Source organism: Burkholderia perseverans (assembly GCF_022870505.1).
Lineage (GTDB): Bacteria > Pseudomonadota > Gammaproteobacteria > Burkholderiales > Burkholderiaceae > Burkholderia > Burkholderia plantarii.
On record NZ_CP045093.1, the window covers coordinates 3,089,733 to 3,105,414 of the forward strand.

Here is a 15,682-nt window from a genome sequence, read left to right on the forward strand (position 1 = left end):
GTGGCGCCGCGCGGGCGGCTTGGGTGGTGCCGGGGGGTGCCGGGGGTGCCGGGGGGTGCCGGGGGGTGCCCGTGCAGTGGCTCAGCCCTGCTTCGGCGTGTAGAACGGGTTCGATACCGCGCGCGCGGCCGCGAACACCTGATCGCGGCGCGGCAGTCCTTCCATCGCGGCGACGATCGCGTTGCGGCAGGCGCGGTAGTTGTTCTCGAACACGGCGTCGAGGTCGTCGGTCTTCGGGTTGACCCAGTTCGCCGACACCACCACCCAGTCGTTCTCGGCCTCGGGCGGCAGCGTGCCGGCCTCGAGCGCCTCGGCCACCGCCTTCGCGATGCCGGCCTGCGACGCACCCCAGGTGGCGTTGCCGTGGAACTCGCCGTCGATCTGCGCCTTGTTCACGTAGAGCGTGAGCGGCTTGGTCGGCACGCCCGGCTGCGCGATCACCACGAACGGCGCGTGGCCGGCCGAGGGCGTGGCCAGCGCGGTCGCGAACGCCTGCCCGGCCGGGCCGTCGCGCGGGCCGATCAGCACGTTGATGTGCGCCAGGTTCGCGCCGGGGCCTTCGAAGCCTTCGCCGATGTAGAGCGACTTGCGGGGAGATGCGGTCATCACGGTGTCTCGTCGGTCAGGATTGGATTGGGGCGATTATCGGCAGCGCCGTCGCGGCGGCTGAAGCGATGTTTCCTGATCGGGGCTATGAGATCCGGTCATATCCGGGCGATCCCGCACGCGGCGCCTGATGGCGCGCGGGTCGACGCAACGCACGCCCGCGTCACGCAACGCGGCGGGCGCTTCGGGTATAGTCCGCTTACTTGAAACACCGGCCGCGACGCGGCCCACCACACCATGCGCACGATCGTCAGGCTCTGGAAAGCCAACAAGGGCTTCCTCGCGTTTCTGTTTCTGATGGTGATCTTCCGCAGCGCCGTGGCCGACTGGAACGTCGTGCCGAGCGGCTCGATGCTGCCGACCATCCGCATCGGCGACCGGATCCTCGTCGACAAGATGGCCTACGACCTGCGCGTGCCGTTCACGCACATCCGCCTGGCGCGGCTGCACGAGCCGCAGCGCGGCGACATCGTCACGATCGATTCGGCCGCCGCGCATGAGTTGCTGGTGAAGCGGCTGATCGGCCTGCCCGGCGACACCGTGGAGCTGCGCAACAACGTGCTGCTGATCAACGGCGTGCGCGCCGCCTACCGGCCGGTGGGCACCAACCTGCTGCGCAGCGACGCCGACTCGCCCGGCGAATACCTGGCCGAGCGCATCGACGGCAGCGCGCGCACCGTGCGGCTCTCGCCCGACGCGCCGAGCCCGCGCGACTCGTTCGGCCCGATCGTGGTGCCGAAGGGGCAGTACCTGATGCTCGGCGACAACCGCGACAACAGCGCCGACTCGCGCTACTTCGGCTTCTTCCCGCGCGACGAGATCATGGGCCGCGCGCGCCGCGTGGCGTTCTCGCTCGACCCCTCGCACGACTACCTGCCGCGCCTGGACCGTTTCGGACGCCGGCTCGACGCACCGCTCGGCTGAGCGACGCGCCGCCCCGCTCCTTGACTCGACGCCAGCCCGCCCGCGCGGCGCCCGCCTCCATGAAACGGATTTCCCGCGCCGCCGTGGCAGCGCTCGCCTTGGGCGCCGGCAGCGGCGCGTTCGGCGCCTGCGATTCGGCGCCGTCGCGCTGCCCCGGCAACCCGGCGCTGCCCGACGCGATCGTGCAGCTGCTGCCGGCCGGCTATACCGTGCTCGACCAGCTGGCCGGCCCGCTGACCGACGCGGGGCGCACCGACTACCTCGTCGTCGTGGAGCAGGCCGCCGCCGCCGGCGCGCCGGCCTCGCCGCGCCCGCTACTGGTCTTCACGCAGCGCGCCGACGGCGGCTATGCGCTGGCCGCGCGCAACGACCACGTGGTGATGCGCGCCGACGAAGGCGGCGTGTCGGGCGACCCGTACCTCGACCTCGACAGCGACGGGCTCGCGATCCGGCATCGCTACTTCTCGGTGCAGAACGGCGTGGCGGCCGGCCCGAACCACTGGAGCGACAACGTCACGTTCCACTACGATCCGGCGCGGCGCACCTGGCTGTTCCATCAGGAAATCGTCCATAACAGCGAGATGAATCCCGACCCGAGCCCGGATGCCGAGGCGCTGCTGCCCGATCGCGCGACGGTCGAGCGCGCGGACCGGGCCAGGCCGGTGACGTTCGAGGCGTGGCGGCTGAAAAAGTAGACTCGACTTGCATCCCGACGCCTCGATACGGTCGAAGACAACAAGCAGGGCCATCAGAAAAACGGGGAAATCATGTACGAGCTGCTCGAATCGCGCCGTGACATCGCGCTGGCGCACCGCACACTCGATGAAACACTCAAGGCCGCGTTCAAGGGCACCATCTCGCGCGATATCGGCTGGCAAGGCGGCCGGCAGCAAGACGCCACGCTCAATACCAGCGGACGCTACTGGTACTGGTCAAAAGCGTTCCGGCGCAACGCCGCGAACCCACGCCAGCTCAACTGGTTCGGCACCTTCGGTGAAGGCAGCGGCGTGCAGATCGCGGTCGAGATCAACACACCCTATGAAGGACGCAACGGCGCCGTGGCGGGCTTTTTCGCGAGGCATACTCGCACCGGCAAGGTCTACCTGTTCCACTCCGGACGCGTGGGTGGTGGCGCCACAGGCGTGAGCAAGGATGCGTTCCTTGCTTGGGCGGAATGGCCGACCGAAACAATTACCGACACCGCGGGCCGGCAGTTCGAAGGCATCGTCGTGACACCGGTCAGCGGACGAGGCGTGAAAAACGCCGTCATCGCCTACGTGCAGTCCGTCATCGATTTCAAGCAGCACGTCCGCAGCCGCCCGCCGGGTGAGGAAGCGCACGGCAACACGCCACAGCAGGACAACGAGATGCCGACGCCGCCCGCCGGCATCATGGAACAGCGCTTGACCTGGGTGCGCAAACACCACGATCGCTTCCGTGATCCGGTCCGGCGCCACTGGAACTGGCGGTGCGCCGTCTCGGGCGAGACCTGCGAGGGCATGCTGGTCGCGTCGCATATCTTTCCCTGGGCGGAAAGCACCGCAGCCGAGAAGACCGATCCGAACAACGGCCTGCTGCTCTCGGTGCCGCTCGACAAGCTGTTCGACCGCGGCTTGGTTGCCTTCGCGGACGACGGCGAGATGTTGTGCAGTGATCAGCTCGACGAGCGGACGCAGGCACTGTTCGGACTGCCCGCCTCCGGCTATCGCATCGCCGATCCGTCACGGCTGACGAGGAAGATGCGCCAGTTTTTGGCCCGCCATCGCGCGCGCCACGGTTTCGAATGAACACCTCGCGCCGCGCCCTTGCGATGCAGCTTGCCGGATGGCGATAAGATAACGGCTCTCTTAACGCTTCGGATCGACGCGATGCAAGTGCTGGTTGACGCGGACGCCTGCCCGGTGGTGGTCAAGGACATGCTGTTCCGGGCCGCGCGGCGGGTCGGGATAGTCGTCACGCTGGTGGCGAACCAGTACCTGCGCACGCCGCCGTCGCCGTTCATCAAGGCGCTGCAGGTGCCGGCCGGATTCGACGCGGCCGACCGGCGCATCGTCGAACTGGCCAACGCCGGCGACCTCGTGATCACAGCCGACATCCCGCTGGCCGCCGCCGCGCTCGACAAGGGCGCGCATGTGCTGGACCCGCGCGGCAACTGGTTCAGCCGCGAGAACATCCAGGAACGGCTGACGATGCGCGAGGTGATGGACCAGCTGCGCAGCTCGGGCGTCGAGACCGGCGGTCCGGCGCCGTATGGCGCGCACGACAGCAAGGCGTTCGCCTCGCAGTTCGACCGCTTCCTCGCGCGTCACGCACCGAAGCCAGCGCCGAAGCCGGCCACGGACGCCTGACCTCGCATATGACGCGGAACGTCACGCGCGAACCGGTGGCAGCGGCGTCACGCGAAACCGTTGCGCACGCAACAACCCCGCATGCCGCCCGTGCCTCGTTCAGTGCCCGAGCGACTCCACCTGCTCGCCGCTCGCCGCGGCCTCCTGCGGCCGCACGCTCTGCTTGACCAGCAGCGCCACGCACGACACCAGCCCCGCCACCGCGACGGTCGCGAACACGCCCGAGAACGACACGTGCCGCGCCGTCAGTTCGGCCACCAGGAACGAGCCGGCGATCCCGCCGAAGCGGCCGATGCCGAGCATCCAGGCCACGCCGGTGCCGCGCCCCGAGGTCGGGTAGAACGCGGCGGCCAGCGCCGGCAGCGACGACTGCGCCGTATTCATCAGCACGCCGGCCAGGAATACCACCACCACCAGCGCGCCGACGTTGCCGGCCGCCTGCCCGATCGCGTAGACGCTCACCGCCGTCAGCGCGTAGCAGACGGCCACCACGCGGTTCGCGTTGAAGCGGTCCATCAGCACGCCGCTGAGCACCGCGCCCACGCCGCCGAGCGGGAACAGCGCCGAGATCAGCGTGGCCGCCTTCGGCGCGAGCCCGGCGTCCTTGAGCAGGATCGGCATCCAGTTGATCGACGCGTAGAAGATCACCAGCCCCATGAAATAGGCGATCCACAGCATCACCGAGCCCACCCGGTACTGGCGCGACAGCACCACCGCCGTGCCCTTGCCCTCGGTGCGCGGCGCCGTCTCCGTCAGCACGAACGAACCGGCCTCCCGCGCGCGCGCCGACACGCGCGCGAGCGTCGCGCGAATCCGCTCGACGGGCCGGCGCGTGGCCACCATGAAGCGCACCGATTCCGGCATCCGCGCGACCAGCGCCACGGTCAGCACGAGCGGCGCGATGCCGCCCGCCAGCAGCACGCTGCGCCAGCCGAACTGCGGAATCATCCAGGCCGCCAGGAAGCCGCCCAGCGCGGCGCCGAGCGGAAAGCCGCAGAACATCAGGTTGATCACCGTGGCGCGGCGCCGGTCGGGGCAGAACTCGCCCATCATCGTGACCGCGTTCGGCATCGCGGCACCGAGGCCCACGCCCGTCACGAAGCGCAGCGCCGTCAGCGCGCCGATGCTCGACGAGAACGCCGAACCCAGGCACGCCACGCCGAACAGCAGCACCGCGCCGATCAGCAGCAAGCGTCGCCCGAGCCGGTCCGACAGCGGGCCGGAGACGAGCGCGCCGCAGGCGAGCCCGAACAGCGCCGCGCTCAGCACCGGCGCGAGATCGGGCTTGGCCAGATGCCATTCGGACAGCAGCGACGGCGCGATGAAGCCGATCGCCGCCGTGTCGAAGCCGTCGAGCAGCACGATCACGAAACACATCAGGAAGATCAGCCATTGGAACGCGCCGAACGGCTGTTCGTTGATGAACGTCTGCACGTTCACGACGGGGCTGCGATTCATCGCGGGTCTCCTGCGGCGGGCGGATGGATCGCGCCGCGTCTTCAATTCGGGATTCGATGGAAAGAAATTCGTATGTCGAACTTCAGTTCCGGATCAGAACACTCTAGTGTTGCGCCGCAAGATCGGTCAATGCCGGATTACTACCAATGGCAATCGTCAACGGGCCGAAAGGCGGCTGTGAGGCGGGAGGAAGAGGAAGAACAAAAAGAAAGCGGCCCGCATGGGGCCGCCGGAGCGCTCAGAGCGTGGCCTCGCCCACGGCCACGCGGCCGCGCATGCGCTTGCGGAACCAGAACGTCCAGCACAGCAGGCCGCCGAAGATCACGTAGCTGAGGATCGGCGTGATCACCAGCGTGCGCTCGATCGGCCAGGCCCACGCGCACCAGCTGCGCAGCGCGCATTCGATCACGAGGCCGAGCCCCCAGGCCAGCGTGATCAGACGCAACGCGGCGCGCACCGAGGCGCTCTCGTCCCACAGCGTCTCGAAGCGTTCGACGCCGCCCTCGCCTTCGCGCGCCATGGTGGCGCGCGTGAGGTAGTAGGTGATCGGCCGCGCGAACAGCAGCGACACCAGGAACACGATGCCGATCGCGCCCGACACGAACGATTCGCGGATCAGCAGCAGGCGCGGGCTGCCGCCCATCGCCATCATCGCGATCGACAGCGTGATGCCGAGCAGCGCGATCGCCGAGAGCGCATCGACGCGCCGCGTCTTCGCGAACTCGACGATGCCCCACGCGAGCGGCGGCACCGCCGACGCGTACAACGCGCCCGTCTCCCCCCAGTACGGCAGCGAGAGCCGATAGACGACCCACGGCAGCACGAAATTGACGGCAAGCTCGGCAACGAAGGCGGCGCGGATTTTCACGGGCAGGGAACCTCGCGTAGAAACAGGGCGGATTCAGTATAAAGGCGAACGGCCACCGAAGTGGCCGTCATGCCGTCGCCCGCCTCGCGCGACGCCGGTTCATGCTGACGCGGGTCGATGCGCGGTTGGCGCCGGTCGGCGCGTGGTGGCGTGGTGGCGCGTAGCAGCGATGCGGCAGCGCGACCACCGCTGCCGTATCGCGTGCGCCGGATGCTCAGCGCGCCACGGCCGCGCCGCCGCGACGCGGAGCGGGCATCAGGCCGCTGCGTTCGACCAGCGCGCCGAACAGCAGCCCGATCGTGGTCCAGAGGATCGCCTGCATGCCGAGCGCCGCGACGCGGAACTTCCAGAGCACCACGGCCGGGAACGCGGCCGGCACTTCGTTGATGGTCGGCAGCGCGAGCTGCACGGCCGTGATGATCGCGAGGAACACGAGCCCCGCGACGATCGACGCGTTCCACTGGCCCATCCGCGCGGCCAGCGAGCGCCGCAGGTTCAGCGAGAACACCGAGACCGCGATCGAGATCGCGATCATCAGGAAGAACAGCCCGGTGCGATAGCCGATCGTCTCGGGATCGCCGACCGAGGGCGGGTTCGCCGGGTACTTGAGGTTCGGCACGATCACCAGCGCGACGTAGGCGGCCAGCGCGAGGCAGGCCGACAGCGTGCGCGGCCGCGTGCTGCCGATGCGGCCGTAGGCGAACGCGAAGGTCAGCGCGAACAGCCCGCCGAGCGCGGCGCCGTATACCACCACGCCGGTGCCGAGGCCGATGCCGGCCTGCGTCGGGCGGCTGACGAGTTCGGGCTCGGGCGCCTCGCCCCTGGCCGCGTCGAGTTTCTCTTCGAACGAAATGGCCTGATCGACCTGCGGCTCGCCGGCGATGCGGGCGAAACCGAACGTGAGCAGACCGGCGGCGATGCCTGCGAGCATCCCGCGCACCAGCAGTTTTCCGACCATCGAGCGCTCCCGGTCAGTGGCAGGGGAAGCCGAGCAGATGGCGCGCGTCGTGGACGAACTCGTGGACGTACATACCCGGCACGATCGAGGTCGCGCCTTCCTCGGCACCCACGAAGTAGACCGCCAGCAGCATCAGCAGGCCGCCGAACACGATCCACGGCATCAGCTCGCGGACGGGGATGGGCGCCGGCGCGGCGGCCGGCTTCAGGATGGCTTCGGACATGTTTGGTTCTCCAGGGGATTCGCGCCCCGCTCGACGATGAGCGTCAATGGAATGAAAGGATCGCGCGCGTGCGGGTCTGGCTTGCGGGCATGGGAGTGCCCCGCTGACAGTGGCGCGACCGCGCCGGATTCACACCGGCTTCCGCACGACGCAACGGCTGGATTCTACGCGGGATGGGGGGTGGACGGAATTGAATATGGCTCGGAGGCCGGGCCGCGGCTGCACCAGCATGCATCGTCAGATCTTGAATGCGTCACGGTCTTTCCCGCGGATCCAGGTCGGCGACCGGCCACGGCCGCTCCAGGTGTGGCCGCTGACCGGATCACGATATTTCGCCGGAACCGCGCGCCCGACCGTCCTGCCCGCCGGCGCCGGCACCCCACCGAGATCGGCGACGGTAATGCCGTATTTCGCCATCAGCGTCTTGATCTCGTGGAGCGCCTGTTGTCGATGGTGAAGTCGCAGCGTATGGATTTCCGCTTGCAGTCTGGCTTGTTCCGCGAGCAGTGCTTCGAGTGTCTTGGGGTTGTTCATGGTGTGTGACGTTCATGGAAATGGGTACCAACGTCGAACCGGGCGCCGCTCAACGAGACGAGCAGCAGCACCATCGATAGCAGGGAAACAGGTGACGCCGCGCACGGTGGACACCGCGCGCCTCGTCGCGACGGCGAAAGCGCCGGAGCCTTCGGCCGGCTCGTGGTCGGATCGCACGCATTCGTCTATCCCGCCGCGATCACGATCACGCGGACGTCCGCGGCCATGCGTTCGTCGTAGTGCGCGGCCAGCACCGCCTGCGTATTCGCTCGCGTCAGCGCATGCACCTGGTAGAGCGCCGACGCGACTTCCGCCAGCCTGAGCGTTTCCGCGCCACTGACGATCACGAGGACGCCTTCCGCCGCAGACAACGTGCCTTCCCCGATCGCATCGATGGCCGCGTCGGTCGCCAGGAAAATCCGCCCGGCACCTGATGCGAGGCCCATTCCGAGGTCGGCCCGCCTCGTGCCGTCGAACACGGCCCGCAGATCCAGGAACTCGCTGCCGGACGGCATGGCCGCCGCGCCCTGGCCGTTCAGGCCCGCTCCGAACGCGGTCCGATAGGCGCGCACGATGCAATCGAGCAACGATAGGTGAGGATATTCGGGCACCACGACGATCGCGTCGACTTCCGCTGCCAGATGCGCGGTGGCGTGTTGAACCACGGCCCGTTCCGGCTCCGGCGGATGCAGCAACAACACGATGATTCGCTTGCCGGCGGCCCGCTGCGCGGCACTCGCACGCAATCCGGCAGCGAGCGCATCGGGCTCGCGCGCGGCGGTCAGCAGGAAGACCGGAGCGGATCGGATACCGGCTCGACTCGCCTCGCGTTCCGGCCCGTCCGCGAAGTCCGTCGTCGGCGTCTGTATCGGTGCCAGCCCGGCTCGCTGCCGCCCCGGATCGAACGAACCCGGCCATCGATGCATGGCCCGCGCGATCGCCGCACCGATCCGTCCGATCCCGACGACATCGATCATCGACTCGCTGGCCGCGTGATCATGCGGACGATGTGCCGCCGGCAGGACTCGGCACGGTGACTCGGCCGCGCTCTCGTTACATGCTGACATGTTGACTGATCCTCGATGGACTCCGAACGGTCCATTTATTGTTAACCTGTTAATCAATAGAACGCTCGAATGCCGTTCTCCCTGCCTCGTGCCGCATGTTTCTCGCGCATGAAGCTCACCATCTGCTTGCTCGCGCGTCAGCCGGCCATCGCCGCGTCGTCGCTCACACCGGGCAACCTCGATCCTCGATCCTCGAAGCCGATACCCAGATCGTTCGCATGACGAATCAAATGACCGACACCCGTCGCCAATCTTCGGAACGGTCAGGCGAAGCCGGGACGACGCCCTGAATAAAAAATGCGATCGGCGTAACCGCTAATCGCGAAGCCGCCCGCAGCGAGGCACGTGAAAGATTGCAGGCGGATAAAACCGCGGCGCCTCGCACAAGCGCGCCCACGTCGATACCGATGCCGGGAGCCCTCTTCACGACCCAGGGCCTGCCGTGCCGGTCGGCTCACTTCCGAGCCGGTCTGGATACGTCAGGCGCCGAATCACCCATCTGGCTCCGGCAATCGATCCCTATCCAGGCCAAGGCCCACTCATCCTGTCGCGTCCGGGGCAAGCGAGGCACCCCGGACCGCATGCGAATCAACGATCTCACTTCGACTTCAGCATTTCCCAGACCTTGTTTCGCAGCTTGATCGCCTTGACCGAACATGTCTCGTAAGGCTTGAGCCGCGCCTTGAGCGCCTCGGGTGTCGAGAACGCGGGATTCCGCAGCAGCGACTTATCGATGAATTGCTCCGATCCCCGGATCTCGTTGCCGTACATGAACGTATTGGACACGACCGCGATGTTTTCGGGGCGCATCATCCAGTTCACGAAGGTGTAGGCCTGGTCGGGATTACGCGCTTTCGCCGGGATCAACAGGCTGTCCATGAACAGTCGCACGCCCTCGCGGGGATAGACGAACCTGACCGTCGGCAGCGCCTGTTGAGCACGGACCGCCGCGCCATTCCAGATCTGCTGCACGACGACCTGCTTCGAGGCCAGTCGATCCACCGGGCCGTCGTTGCTGTAGAGCTTGACCGCCGGCTTCTGGCGCTCGAGTACCGCCAGGACTCTTTTCGCGTCGTCGGCGTTCTCGGTGCATTCGTCCTGCCCCAGGAACCAGCTCGCCGCCATGTACAACTCTTCCTGCACGTCCAGATCCGCGATCTCGCCGTGCAGCTTGGCCGGCGGATTGAAGAACGGCGCCCATGAATCATCGAGCTTGCCCCCCGGAACCCGGGCGCCGTCGTAGGCGAACCCGGTCAATACGATCGTGTACGGCATCGCGTAGTCACGGTGCGGATCGAACGAAGGATGCTGATATTCCGGCTTGATGTTCGCGACGTTGGGAAGCCGCGTCTTGTCGAGTTTGGTCAGCAGGCCGTCCTTCGCGAGAATCGGCACGTAGTAGTCACCGGCCACCACCACGTCATAAGTGCCGCCGCCGGCCTGCAGTTTGGTCAGAAGGCTCGCATCGCTGTCATAGGTATCGAGCGTGGTCTTGATTCCCGTTTCCTTCTGGAATTTCTCGAGCAGGGATGCGGGGAAGTAATCCGGCCAGTTGCCGATGTGCAATTCCGCGGCGTGCAGCGGGATGGAAACGGCGATCAGGGCCGAAAGCAGGAATCCTTTCACTGCCGGCCTCCCATGACGAAGCCCAGGTTCGCCCGCGGCGCCTTCCTGTTCGGGAGCCGTGCCTCGCGGGGCAGGCCAGGATTCGCGAGCCAGTATCCGGCCGCCGCGACAGCGCATGTCGCGACGGCCAGAAGCGTCGAAACGGCATTGATTTCCGTCGTCATTCCAAGTTTTAGCATGCTGTAGATGTAGGTTGGCAACGTGGTCCCTCCAGCGCCGGAGAGAAAATAGGTGGTGACAAAATCATCGAGCGACGTGATGAAGGAAAGCATCAGGGCCGACGCGATTGCCGGGGTGATGATCGGGACAACGACACGCGTGAGCGTCTGATACGGCGTGGCCCCGAGCCCCTTCGCCGCATCCAGCACGGCGTCGTCGATTTCCGCGACGCTCGCGCGAATCGGGATGAAGGCCACGGGCAGGCAGAACACCACATGAGCAAACAGCACCACCCCGAAACCGAGATCGATCGACAGGACCGCAAAGCCCAGCAACGTCGCAACGGCCATGACGATTTCCGGAACGACCAGCGGCACCTGGATTGCCGCGGCCATGACTCGGGCGCGCGCACCGTTGGTCGCCCTGGACCGGATCGCCCACGCCGCCGACAGGGCCAGGCCGGTGGCCGTCAGGGCGGTCAGCACGGCGAGGCGCAGCGAGTTCCAGGTCGCGCCCTGCAAGGTCGGATCGGATAGCAGCTGCCGATAGGCATGCAGGTCGAACCCGGTCCAGACCAATGCCGACCGGCCGGCGTTGAAGCTCATGACCGCGACCGCGATGACCGGCAGATACAGGAACAGCAGCATGCCGATTCCAACGAGCCGGGTCCCCGGAAACACCGTGGGAAATCCCGAGCCTTCGGCCCGCATCGCATCCCTGCGTCTGGCGCGCGTCGCATAGGCGGTCAGCATCGTGAACACCAGCACGACCACCGCCAGCGCGGCGCCTTTGGGCCAGTCCCGATTCGGACCGAACGCCAGCTGGATCAGGTTGCCGACCATCAGCGACTTCGCGCCGCCCAGTAAATCCGGCACGACGTAGGACCCCAGCGCGGGGATGAACGTCAAACCCATGCCGGCCCGGATGCCCGGCATGGCGGCCGGCAACACCAGCCTTGCCAGCAGATCCCGGGGCGATGCGCCAAGGCTCTTGCCGGCATCGACGGCATCCCAATCGAGCCGGCGCAACACCGAATAAATCGGCAGGACCATGAACGGCAGGAACACGTTCGCCAAGCCCAGCAGCGTCGCCCAGTGGGTGTAGAGCAAACCCAGTTCGCCGCGAATCCCTAGCGCATTCAACCCGCGATTCAGCAGCCCGCCGTCGGCCAGCAGCAGCATCCATCCATAGCAGCGCACGACGAGGCTGACGAGAAACGGCACGATCAGCAGGAGCAGGCAGAGGCGCTGATATCGCTCCCGCAAGCCGACGAACCAGAGCGCGGTCGGAAACGCCACCACCAGGCAAATCGTCGAGGTCAGCAACGCGAGCACGACCGACCGGGCGAACACGCGCGCATATCCCGCCTGCCAGATCCACCGACCATCGAAATCCTGATCGAACAGCACCCGCACATAGGCCGCCCACGAATGGGCATGCCAGTCGATGCCGCCAAAATCGAGTGGCTGGCATGACGACACGAATGCAATGATCGCGATCGGGTACAGCACGCCCGCCCCGAGTACGAGCCAGATACCAATCCTGCCCATGGAAAATCGAATCTCTCCGTTCGATCCACACTGATTACCGCTTTCGGTGTTTCTTTTCGTTATTCGCCCGCAACACCAGGCCGCGGCGCCATTCTTCTCGAACCGTCTTCACACTTCAACCACTCCGGCCGGACAAATCGCGCCACGACCTCGCCGTTTCGCCCGGGCGCGGCGCGGGGCAAGCGTCACGCTCGCCATCAGGCACCGCCTCGAACGGGAAACAATGCCCCGCGGCGACACCCAAATCGATGACGGCAAGCCGGTCAGAATATCGGCTTTCATCAACACTCTCATTTTTTATTCGCCAATCCGAATCGAAAAGCAGGTTGAATAAGATATGCCCCGCTCCACGTCATCGCTTCTCATCCGCGCGCGCCAACACATATTGCGCCACTCGGGATATTATTACCTAGAACAGGCACAATAATATTTAATCAGATCGCCGCTCGAATTAAGGTCATGCTGGCATTTTCTACAGGCAATCCCCCAGGACGCATCGATGACAACCTTCAACTCCGATAATTTCCTGATCCGTCCGATTACCCCGAGCGACATTGGCGACTACTACGACATCCGGTTCTCGGTCGACGAGAATCGCATTCATCCTCACCAGATCCATCTGCTGCATCGAAACGTCGTGCTGGAGAACATCACTTCGTCGGGCGGGGCGATCTGCATCGAACGCAATTCCGGCGTGGCGGTGGGCGCGATGATGGTGCTGCTCACCGCGAAGCCGATGATCTCGGCGCTGTTCGTGCGCCCCGAGTATCACGGTCTCGGCATCGGCAAGGCGTTGCTGGACCAGGCCATCGCGCTCTGCCGGCAGTCCGGTGTGGAGTGGCTTACCCTGGTGACCGATCCGGGATCCCGCGCCGACGGGTTTTATCAACGGCAGGGATGGACGCGCGGCGGGCTGGACGAGTACGGCACTCAGGTCATCTTCACCAAGCGGCTCACGGATGCCGCCGATGCATAACCGGCCCTTGCTCGGCGCGGATCTGGCCAGCGTGCGCCCGGCCCCGCTTCACACCGCGATCATCGCGATCCGGCTGCTGCAGAAACGCGGTGTCCCGGTCGCCGACCTGATTTCGGAAAGCGGCGTCACCGAAGCCGACTTGAGTCGGCCGAACATGATCATTTCCCACGAGCAGGAAATGATCATCTTCGCGAATGCACAGCGGCTGACGGGAACCCACATCACCGGCGCCCTGATCGGCAAGGCCATCCCCATCACCGCCTACGGGGTTCGCGGCCACGCCATGCTGGTGGCGCCGACCTTGCGCGCCGCGCTGAGCCTCGGCTTCTCCCATCCGTTGCTGGCCATTTCGTATTTCAAGGTTTCATTTCACGAAATCGGCAACGAGGCCGTTTTCCTGCTGAACGGCTATGCCTACCGGCAGGACCTCAGGGTATTTTCCTCGTTGATGTGCGTGGGCGCGGTGCAGCGGGAAATACTCGACTCCACGCGTGCGCGCGTGGAGTTCATCCGGGCCGAGTTCGATTTTCCGCGTCCGGATGATCACGAGGAATTGTGCCGAATCCTGGGATGCCCGGTGGTGTTCGACGCGCCGTCCACCTCTCTGTCGATTCTCAGACAGCACCTCGACCTCGAACTGCCGTTTCACCACGAGATCGAATTCGAAATCGCTCGCGGCGAGTGCGCGCGCCAGGAACAAACCATGGCGGCGTGGCAGCCGGATCAGGTTGTCACGAAAGCGCTCCAGACGCTCCATCGTCTCGACGGCCGGCTCGACGCGCATGGTCTCGCGGCCGAGCTGAACATGCCGCTCAGATCGATGCAGCGGGAATTCGGCAAGGCCGGGCTGAGTTTTCGATCGTTGCTCGATCAGGTCCGCCTTGCCCGCGCCCTCGATCCCTTGCTCCAGGCCGGAAAGCATGGAGCCGAGCCGCTGACGAAAATGTTCGGCTATTCGACGAAATTCGCGTTTGAGCGCGCAAAGGACAGATGGACGGCGAAAACGCGAGGGAAATGAAATACCCCCCGGACTGAAAACGGGCACGCATTACAATCCCCCCATGCCCCTCACACTCCACCTGATCGCCCACGCCGCCACCGCCGAACTGCGCGCCGGCACGTTCCCCGCCGACGAAGCGCTCGACGCACGCGGCCTCGCCGACGTGGCCAGCGCCTCCACGCACTGGCGCTGGCCGCGCAACGCGATAGTGGTGAGCGCCCCCACCCTGCGCGCGCGTCAAACAGCCGAGGCACTCGGCCTGAACGCAACCGCAATCGAACCCGCGCTCGCCGATCTCGACGCCGGTCGCTGGCGCGGCCAGCGAATCGTCGCGATCGCGCAGGACGCACCCGAACAGTTGGAAACCTGGATCAACGATCCCGCCGCGGCACCGCACGGCGGCGAATCGTTCGTGGACGTGCTGCAACGCGTCGGCGCGTGGCTCGATGCGCTGCCGCCGGAAGGCGCCGCGATCGTCGCCGTCACGCATGCGGCGGTGCTGCGCGCCGCGCTCGCGCATGCGCTCGGCACGGCGCCCGAGGCGATGCTGCGGATCGACATCGCGCCGCTCACGCGCATCGTGCTGACGCGCTCGCCGCGTGGCTGGACGCTGCGCCTCGACGACGCCCTCGCCCCGACGACCTCGCAACCCGGCTGAACCACGCAGCAAGGCAAAGCGCCCACGGCCCCCTCCGTCACAGCATCATCAGAGAAGCAACAACAGAAACAACCCAGCCCCGCCCTACCGCAACGCCAGCTTGCTCGACGATTTCAACTCGCGCATCGACACCGTGCTCAGCATCTCCTTCACGCCCGGCAGCGTGCGCAGGCGGTCCAGCACGAATTCGGAATAGGTATCGAAATCCTCGACAAGAATCTGCAGCAGGTAGTCGTGCGCGCCGGTGGTGTTGTGGCAGGCCACCACCTCGGGCATCGCCATCACGCCGGCCTCGAACGCGCGGCACACTTTCTGCGTGTGATTGTCGAGCGAGATGCTGACGAACGCGACGACGTTGAAGCCGAGCACGTGCCGGTCGAGTTCGGCCCGGTAGCCGCGGATGATGCCGCTCGATTCGAGCCGCCGCAGCCGCTTCCAGCACGGCGAGGGAGACAGGGAAACCTGCTCGGCCAGCTCGGCGTTGCTGAGCCTGCCGTTGTCCTGCACGATCTGCAGGATCTTCATATCGGTCGCGTCGATCTCGACGCGGCGACTGGCTTTCTTCATCGATGGGCCTGACGGGAAAGATCGTTCCAAAGTATAGGATTTGCGGGAACGAAAAGGAACGAATATTCTGGCCGGGCAACTCTACACTGACTGGCAATGCCGCCGTCGCACGAGGCCGCCGCGCAGCCGCGCGCCCCGCCGCCGGCGCTCCCATCATTCA

At 66.3% G+C, this 15,682-nt stretch carries 17 protein-coding genes; 7 read left to right on the forward strand and 10 right to left on the reverse strand.

Annotation, left to right across the window (positions count from 1 at the left end; genetic code table 11):
* Positions 1-81 precede the first annotated feature (81 nt).
* Positions 82-606 carry a formaldehyde-activating enzyme gene (gene fae, locus BpN12_RS12900; protein WP_246792969.1) on the reverse strand — a complete coding sequence of 175 codons (525 nt, stop codon included), beginning with the start codon at positions 604-606 and terminating at the stop codon, positions 82-84.
* A gap of 237 nt (positions 607-843) precedes the next feature.
* Here fae and lepB point away from each other — a divergent pair, with 237 nt between their 5' ends.
* From lepB to BpN12_RS12920, 4 genes are all read left to right on the forward strand, one after another.
* The gene (lepB, locus tag BpN12_RS12905; protein ID WP_246792970.1) at positions 844-1,530 is read left to right on the forward strand and encodes a signal peptidase I; all 687 of its coding nucleotides are present in this window, start codon (positions 844-846) and stop codon (positions 1,528-1,530) included.
* A gap of 59 nt (positions 1,531-1,589) precedes the next feature.
* On the forward strand, positions 1,590-2,225 hold the full coding sequence (locus BpN12_RS12910; RefSeq protein WP_246792971.1) for a hypothetical protein: 636 nt from the start codon (positions 1,590-1,592) through the stop codon (positions 2,223-2,225).
* Positions 2,226-2,297: 72 nt separating this feature from the next.
* Positions 2,298-3,317 (forward strand): HNH endonuclease, encoded by a 1,020-nt coding sequence (locus BpN12_RS12915; RefSeq protein ID WP_246792972.1) that lies wholly within the window; start codon positions 2,298-2,300, stop codon positions 3,315-3,317.
* 81 nt (positions 3,318-3,398) lie between these two features.
* Positions 3,399-3,878 (forward strand): YaiI/YqxD family protein, encoded by a 480-nt coding sequence (locus tag BpN12_RS12920; protein ID WP_246792973.1) that lies wholly within the window; start codon positions 3,399-3,401, stop codon positions 3,876-3,878.
* 99 nt (positions 3,879-3,977) lie between these two features.
* On the opposite strand, the gene BpN12_RS12925 is transcribed toward BpN12_RS12920, so the two are convergent.
* The 8 genes from BpN12_RS12925 to BpN12_RS12960 all read right to left on the reverse strand — a co-directional run bounded on the left by BpN12_RS12925 (position 3,978) and on the right by BpN12_RS12960 (position 12,321).
* Positions 3,978-5,336, reverse strand: coding sequence for an MFS transporter (locus BpN12_RS12925; protein WP_246792974.1), 1,359 nt, complete (start codon positions 5,334-5,336; stop codon positions 3,978-3,980).
* A 238-nt stretch (positions 5,337-5,574) separates the two neighbouring features.
* A complete protein-coding gene (locus BpN12_RS12930; protein ID WP_042628939.1) occupies positions 5,575-6,204 on the reverse strand; it encodes a VC0807 family protein in 630 nt (209 codons plus the stop codon).
* Positions 6,205-6,418: 214 nt separating this feature from the next.
* Positions 6,419-7,162 (reverse strand): CbtA family protein, encoded by a 744-nt coding sequence (locus BpN12_RS12935; RefSeq protein WP_246792975.1) that lies wholly within the window; start codon positions 7,160-7,162, stop codon positions 6,419-6,421.
* 13 nt (positions 7,163-7,175) lie between these two features.
* Positions 7,176-7,385 (reverse strand): CbtB domain-containing protein, encoded by a 210-nt coding sequence (locus BpN12_RS12940; protein ID WP_042628941.1) that lies wholly within the window; start codon positions 7,383-7,385, stop codon positions 7,176-7,178.
* Between the two features lie 237 nt (positions 7,386-7,622).
* Positions 7,623-7,919 carry an H-NS histone family protein gene (locus tag BpN12_RS12945; RefSeq protein WP_246792976.1) on the reverse strand — a complete coding sequence of 99 codons (297 nt, stop codon included), beginning with the start codon at positions 7,917-7,919 and terminating at the stop codon, positions 7,623-7,625.
* A 185-nt stretch (positions 7,920-8,104) separates the two neighbouring features.
* The gene (locus tag BpN12_RS12950; protein ID WP_246792977.1) at positions 8,105-8,896 is read right to left on the reverse strand and encodes an FtsZ/tubulin family protein; all 792 of its coding nucleotides are present in this window, start codon (positions 8,894-8,896) and stop codon (positions 8,105-8,107) included.
* 687 nt (positions 8,897-9,583) lie between these two features.
* Entirely contained in the window at positions 9,584-10,612 is a 1,029-nt protein-coding gene (locus BpN12_RS12955) for an extracellular solute-binding protein (protein WP_246792978.1), read from the reverse strand.
* A complete protein-coding gene (locus tag BpN12_RS12960) occupies positions 10,609-12,321 on the reverse strand; it encodes an ABC transporter permease subunit (protein WP_246792979.1) in 1,713 nt (570 codons plus the stop codon). Before BpN12_RS12960 ends, BpN12_RS12955 begins: the two co-directional genes overlap by 4 nt.
* 499 nt (positions 12,322-12,820) lie before the next feature.
* Between BpN12_RS12960 and BpN12_RS12965 the strand changes: the two genes are divergently transcribed.
* Genes BpN12_RS12965 through BpN12_RS12975 form a run of 3 tightly spaced genes read left to right on the forward strand, consistent with a single transcriptional unit; the run spans position 12,821 to position 14,955 of the window.
* Positions 12,821-13,297 (forward strand): GNAT family N-acetyltransferase, encoded by a 477-nt coding sequence (locus BpN12_RS12965; protein ID WP_246792980.1) that lies wholly within the window; start codon positions 12,821-12,823, stop codon positions 13,295-13,297.
* Positions 13,290-14,315 (forward strand): AraC family transcriptional regulator ligand-binding domain-containing protein, encoded by a 1,026-nt coding sequence (locus BpN12_RS12970; protein ID WP_246792981.1) that lies wholly within the window; start codon positions 13,290-13,292, stop codon positions 14,313-14,315. Before BpN12_RS12965 ends, BpN12_RS12970 begins: the two co-directional genes overlap by 8 nt.
* Positions 14,316-14,358: 43 nt before the next feature.
* Positions 14,359-14,955 carry a histidine phosphatase family protein gene (locus tag BpN12_RS12975; RefSeq protein WP_246792982.1) on the forward strand — a complete coding sequence of 199 codons (597 nt, stop codon included), beginning with the start codon at positions 14,359-14,361 and terminating at the stop codon, positions 14,953-14,955.
* An 84-nt stretch (positions 14,956-15,039) separates the two neighbouring features.
* Here the strand turns inward: BpN12_RS12975 and BpN12_RS12980 are convergent, their stop codons facing one another.
* A complete protein-coding gene (locus tag BpN12_RS12980) occupies positions 15,040-15,522 on the reverse strand; it encodes an Lrp/AsnC family transcriptional regulator (protein WP_246792983.1) in 483 nt (160 codons plus the stop codon).
* Positions 15,523-15,682 lie beyond the last annotated feature (160 nt).

Coding starts and splice junctions, on each gene's coding strand:
- fae (WP_246792969.1), bottom strand. CDS start 606: ATGACCGCATCTCCCCGCAAGTCGCTCTACATCGGCGAAGGCTTCGAA.
- lepB (WP_246792970.1), top strand. CDS start 844: ATGCGCACGATCGTCAGGCTCTGGAAAGCCAACAAGGGCTTCCTCGCG.
- BpN12_RS12910 (WP_246792971.1), top strand. CDS start 1,590: ATGAAACGGATTTCCCGCGCCGCCGTGGCAGCGCTCGCCTTGGGCGCC.
- BpN12_RS12915 (WP_246792972.1), top strand. CDS start 2,298: ATGTACGAGCTGCTCGAATCGCGCCGTGACATCGCGCTGGCGCACCGC.
- BpN12_RS12920 (WP_246792973.1), top strand. CDS start 3,399: ATGCAAGTGCTGGTTGACGCGGACGCCTGCCCGGTGGTGGTCAAGGAC.
- BpN12_RS12925 (WP_246792974.1), bottom strand. CDS start 5,336: ATGAATCGCAGCCCCGTCGTGAACGTGCAGACGTTCATCAACGAACAG.
- BpN12_RS12935 (WP_246792975.1), bottom strand. CDS start 7,162: ATGGTCGGAAAACTGCTGGTGCGCGGGATGCTCGCAGGCATCGCCGCC.
- BpN12_RS12940 (WP_042628941.1), bottom strand. CDS start 7,385: ATGTCCGAAGCCATCCTGAAGCCGGCCGCCGCGCCGGCGCCCATCCCC.
- BpN12_RS12945 (WP_246792976.1), bottom strand. CDS start 7,919: ATGAACAACCCCAAGACACTCGAAGCACTGCTCGCGGAACAAGCCAGA.
- BpN12_RS12950 (WP_246792977.1), bottom strand. CDS start 8,896: ATGATCGATGTCGTCGGGATCGGACGGATCGGTGCGGCGATCGCGCGG.
- BpN12_RS12960 (WP_246792979.1), bottom strand. CDS start 12,321: ATGGGCAGGATTGGTATCTGGCTCGTACTCGGGGCGGGCGTGCTGTAC.
- BpN12_RS12965 (WP_246792980.1), top strand. CDS start 12,821: ATGACAACCTTCAACTCCGATAATTTCCTGATCCGTCCGATTACCCCG.
- BpN12_RS12970 (WP_246792981.1), top strand. CDS start 13,290: ATGCATAACCGGCCCTTGCTCGGCGCGGATCTGGCCAGCGTGCGCCCG.
- BpN12_RS12975 (WP_246792982.1), top strand. CDS start 14,359: ATGCCCCTCACACTCCACCTGATCGCCCACGCCGCCACCGCCGAACTG.
- BpN12_RS12980 (WP_246792983.1), bottom strand. CDS start 15,522: ATGAAGAAAGCCAGTCGCCGCGTCGAGATCGACGCGACCGATATGAAG.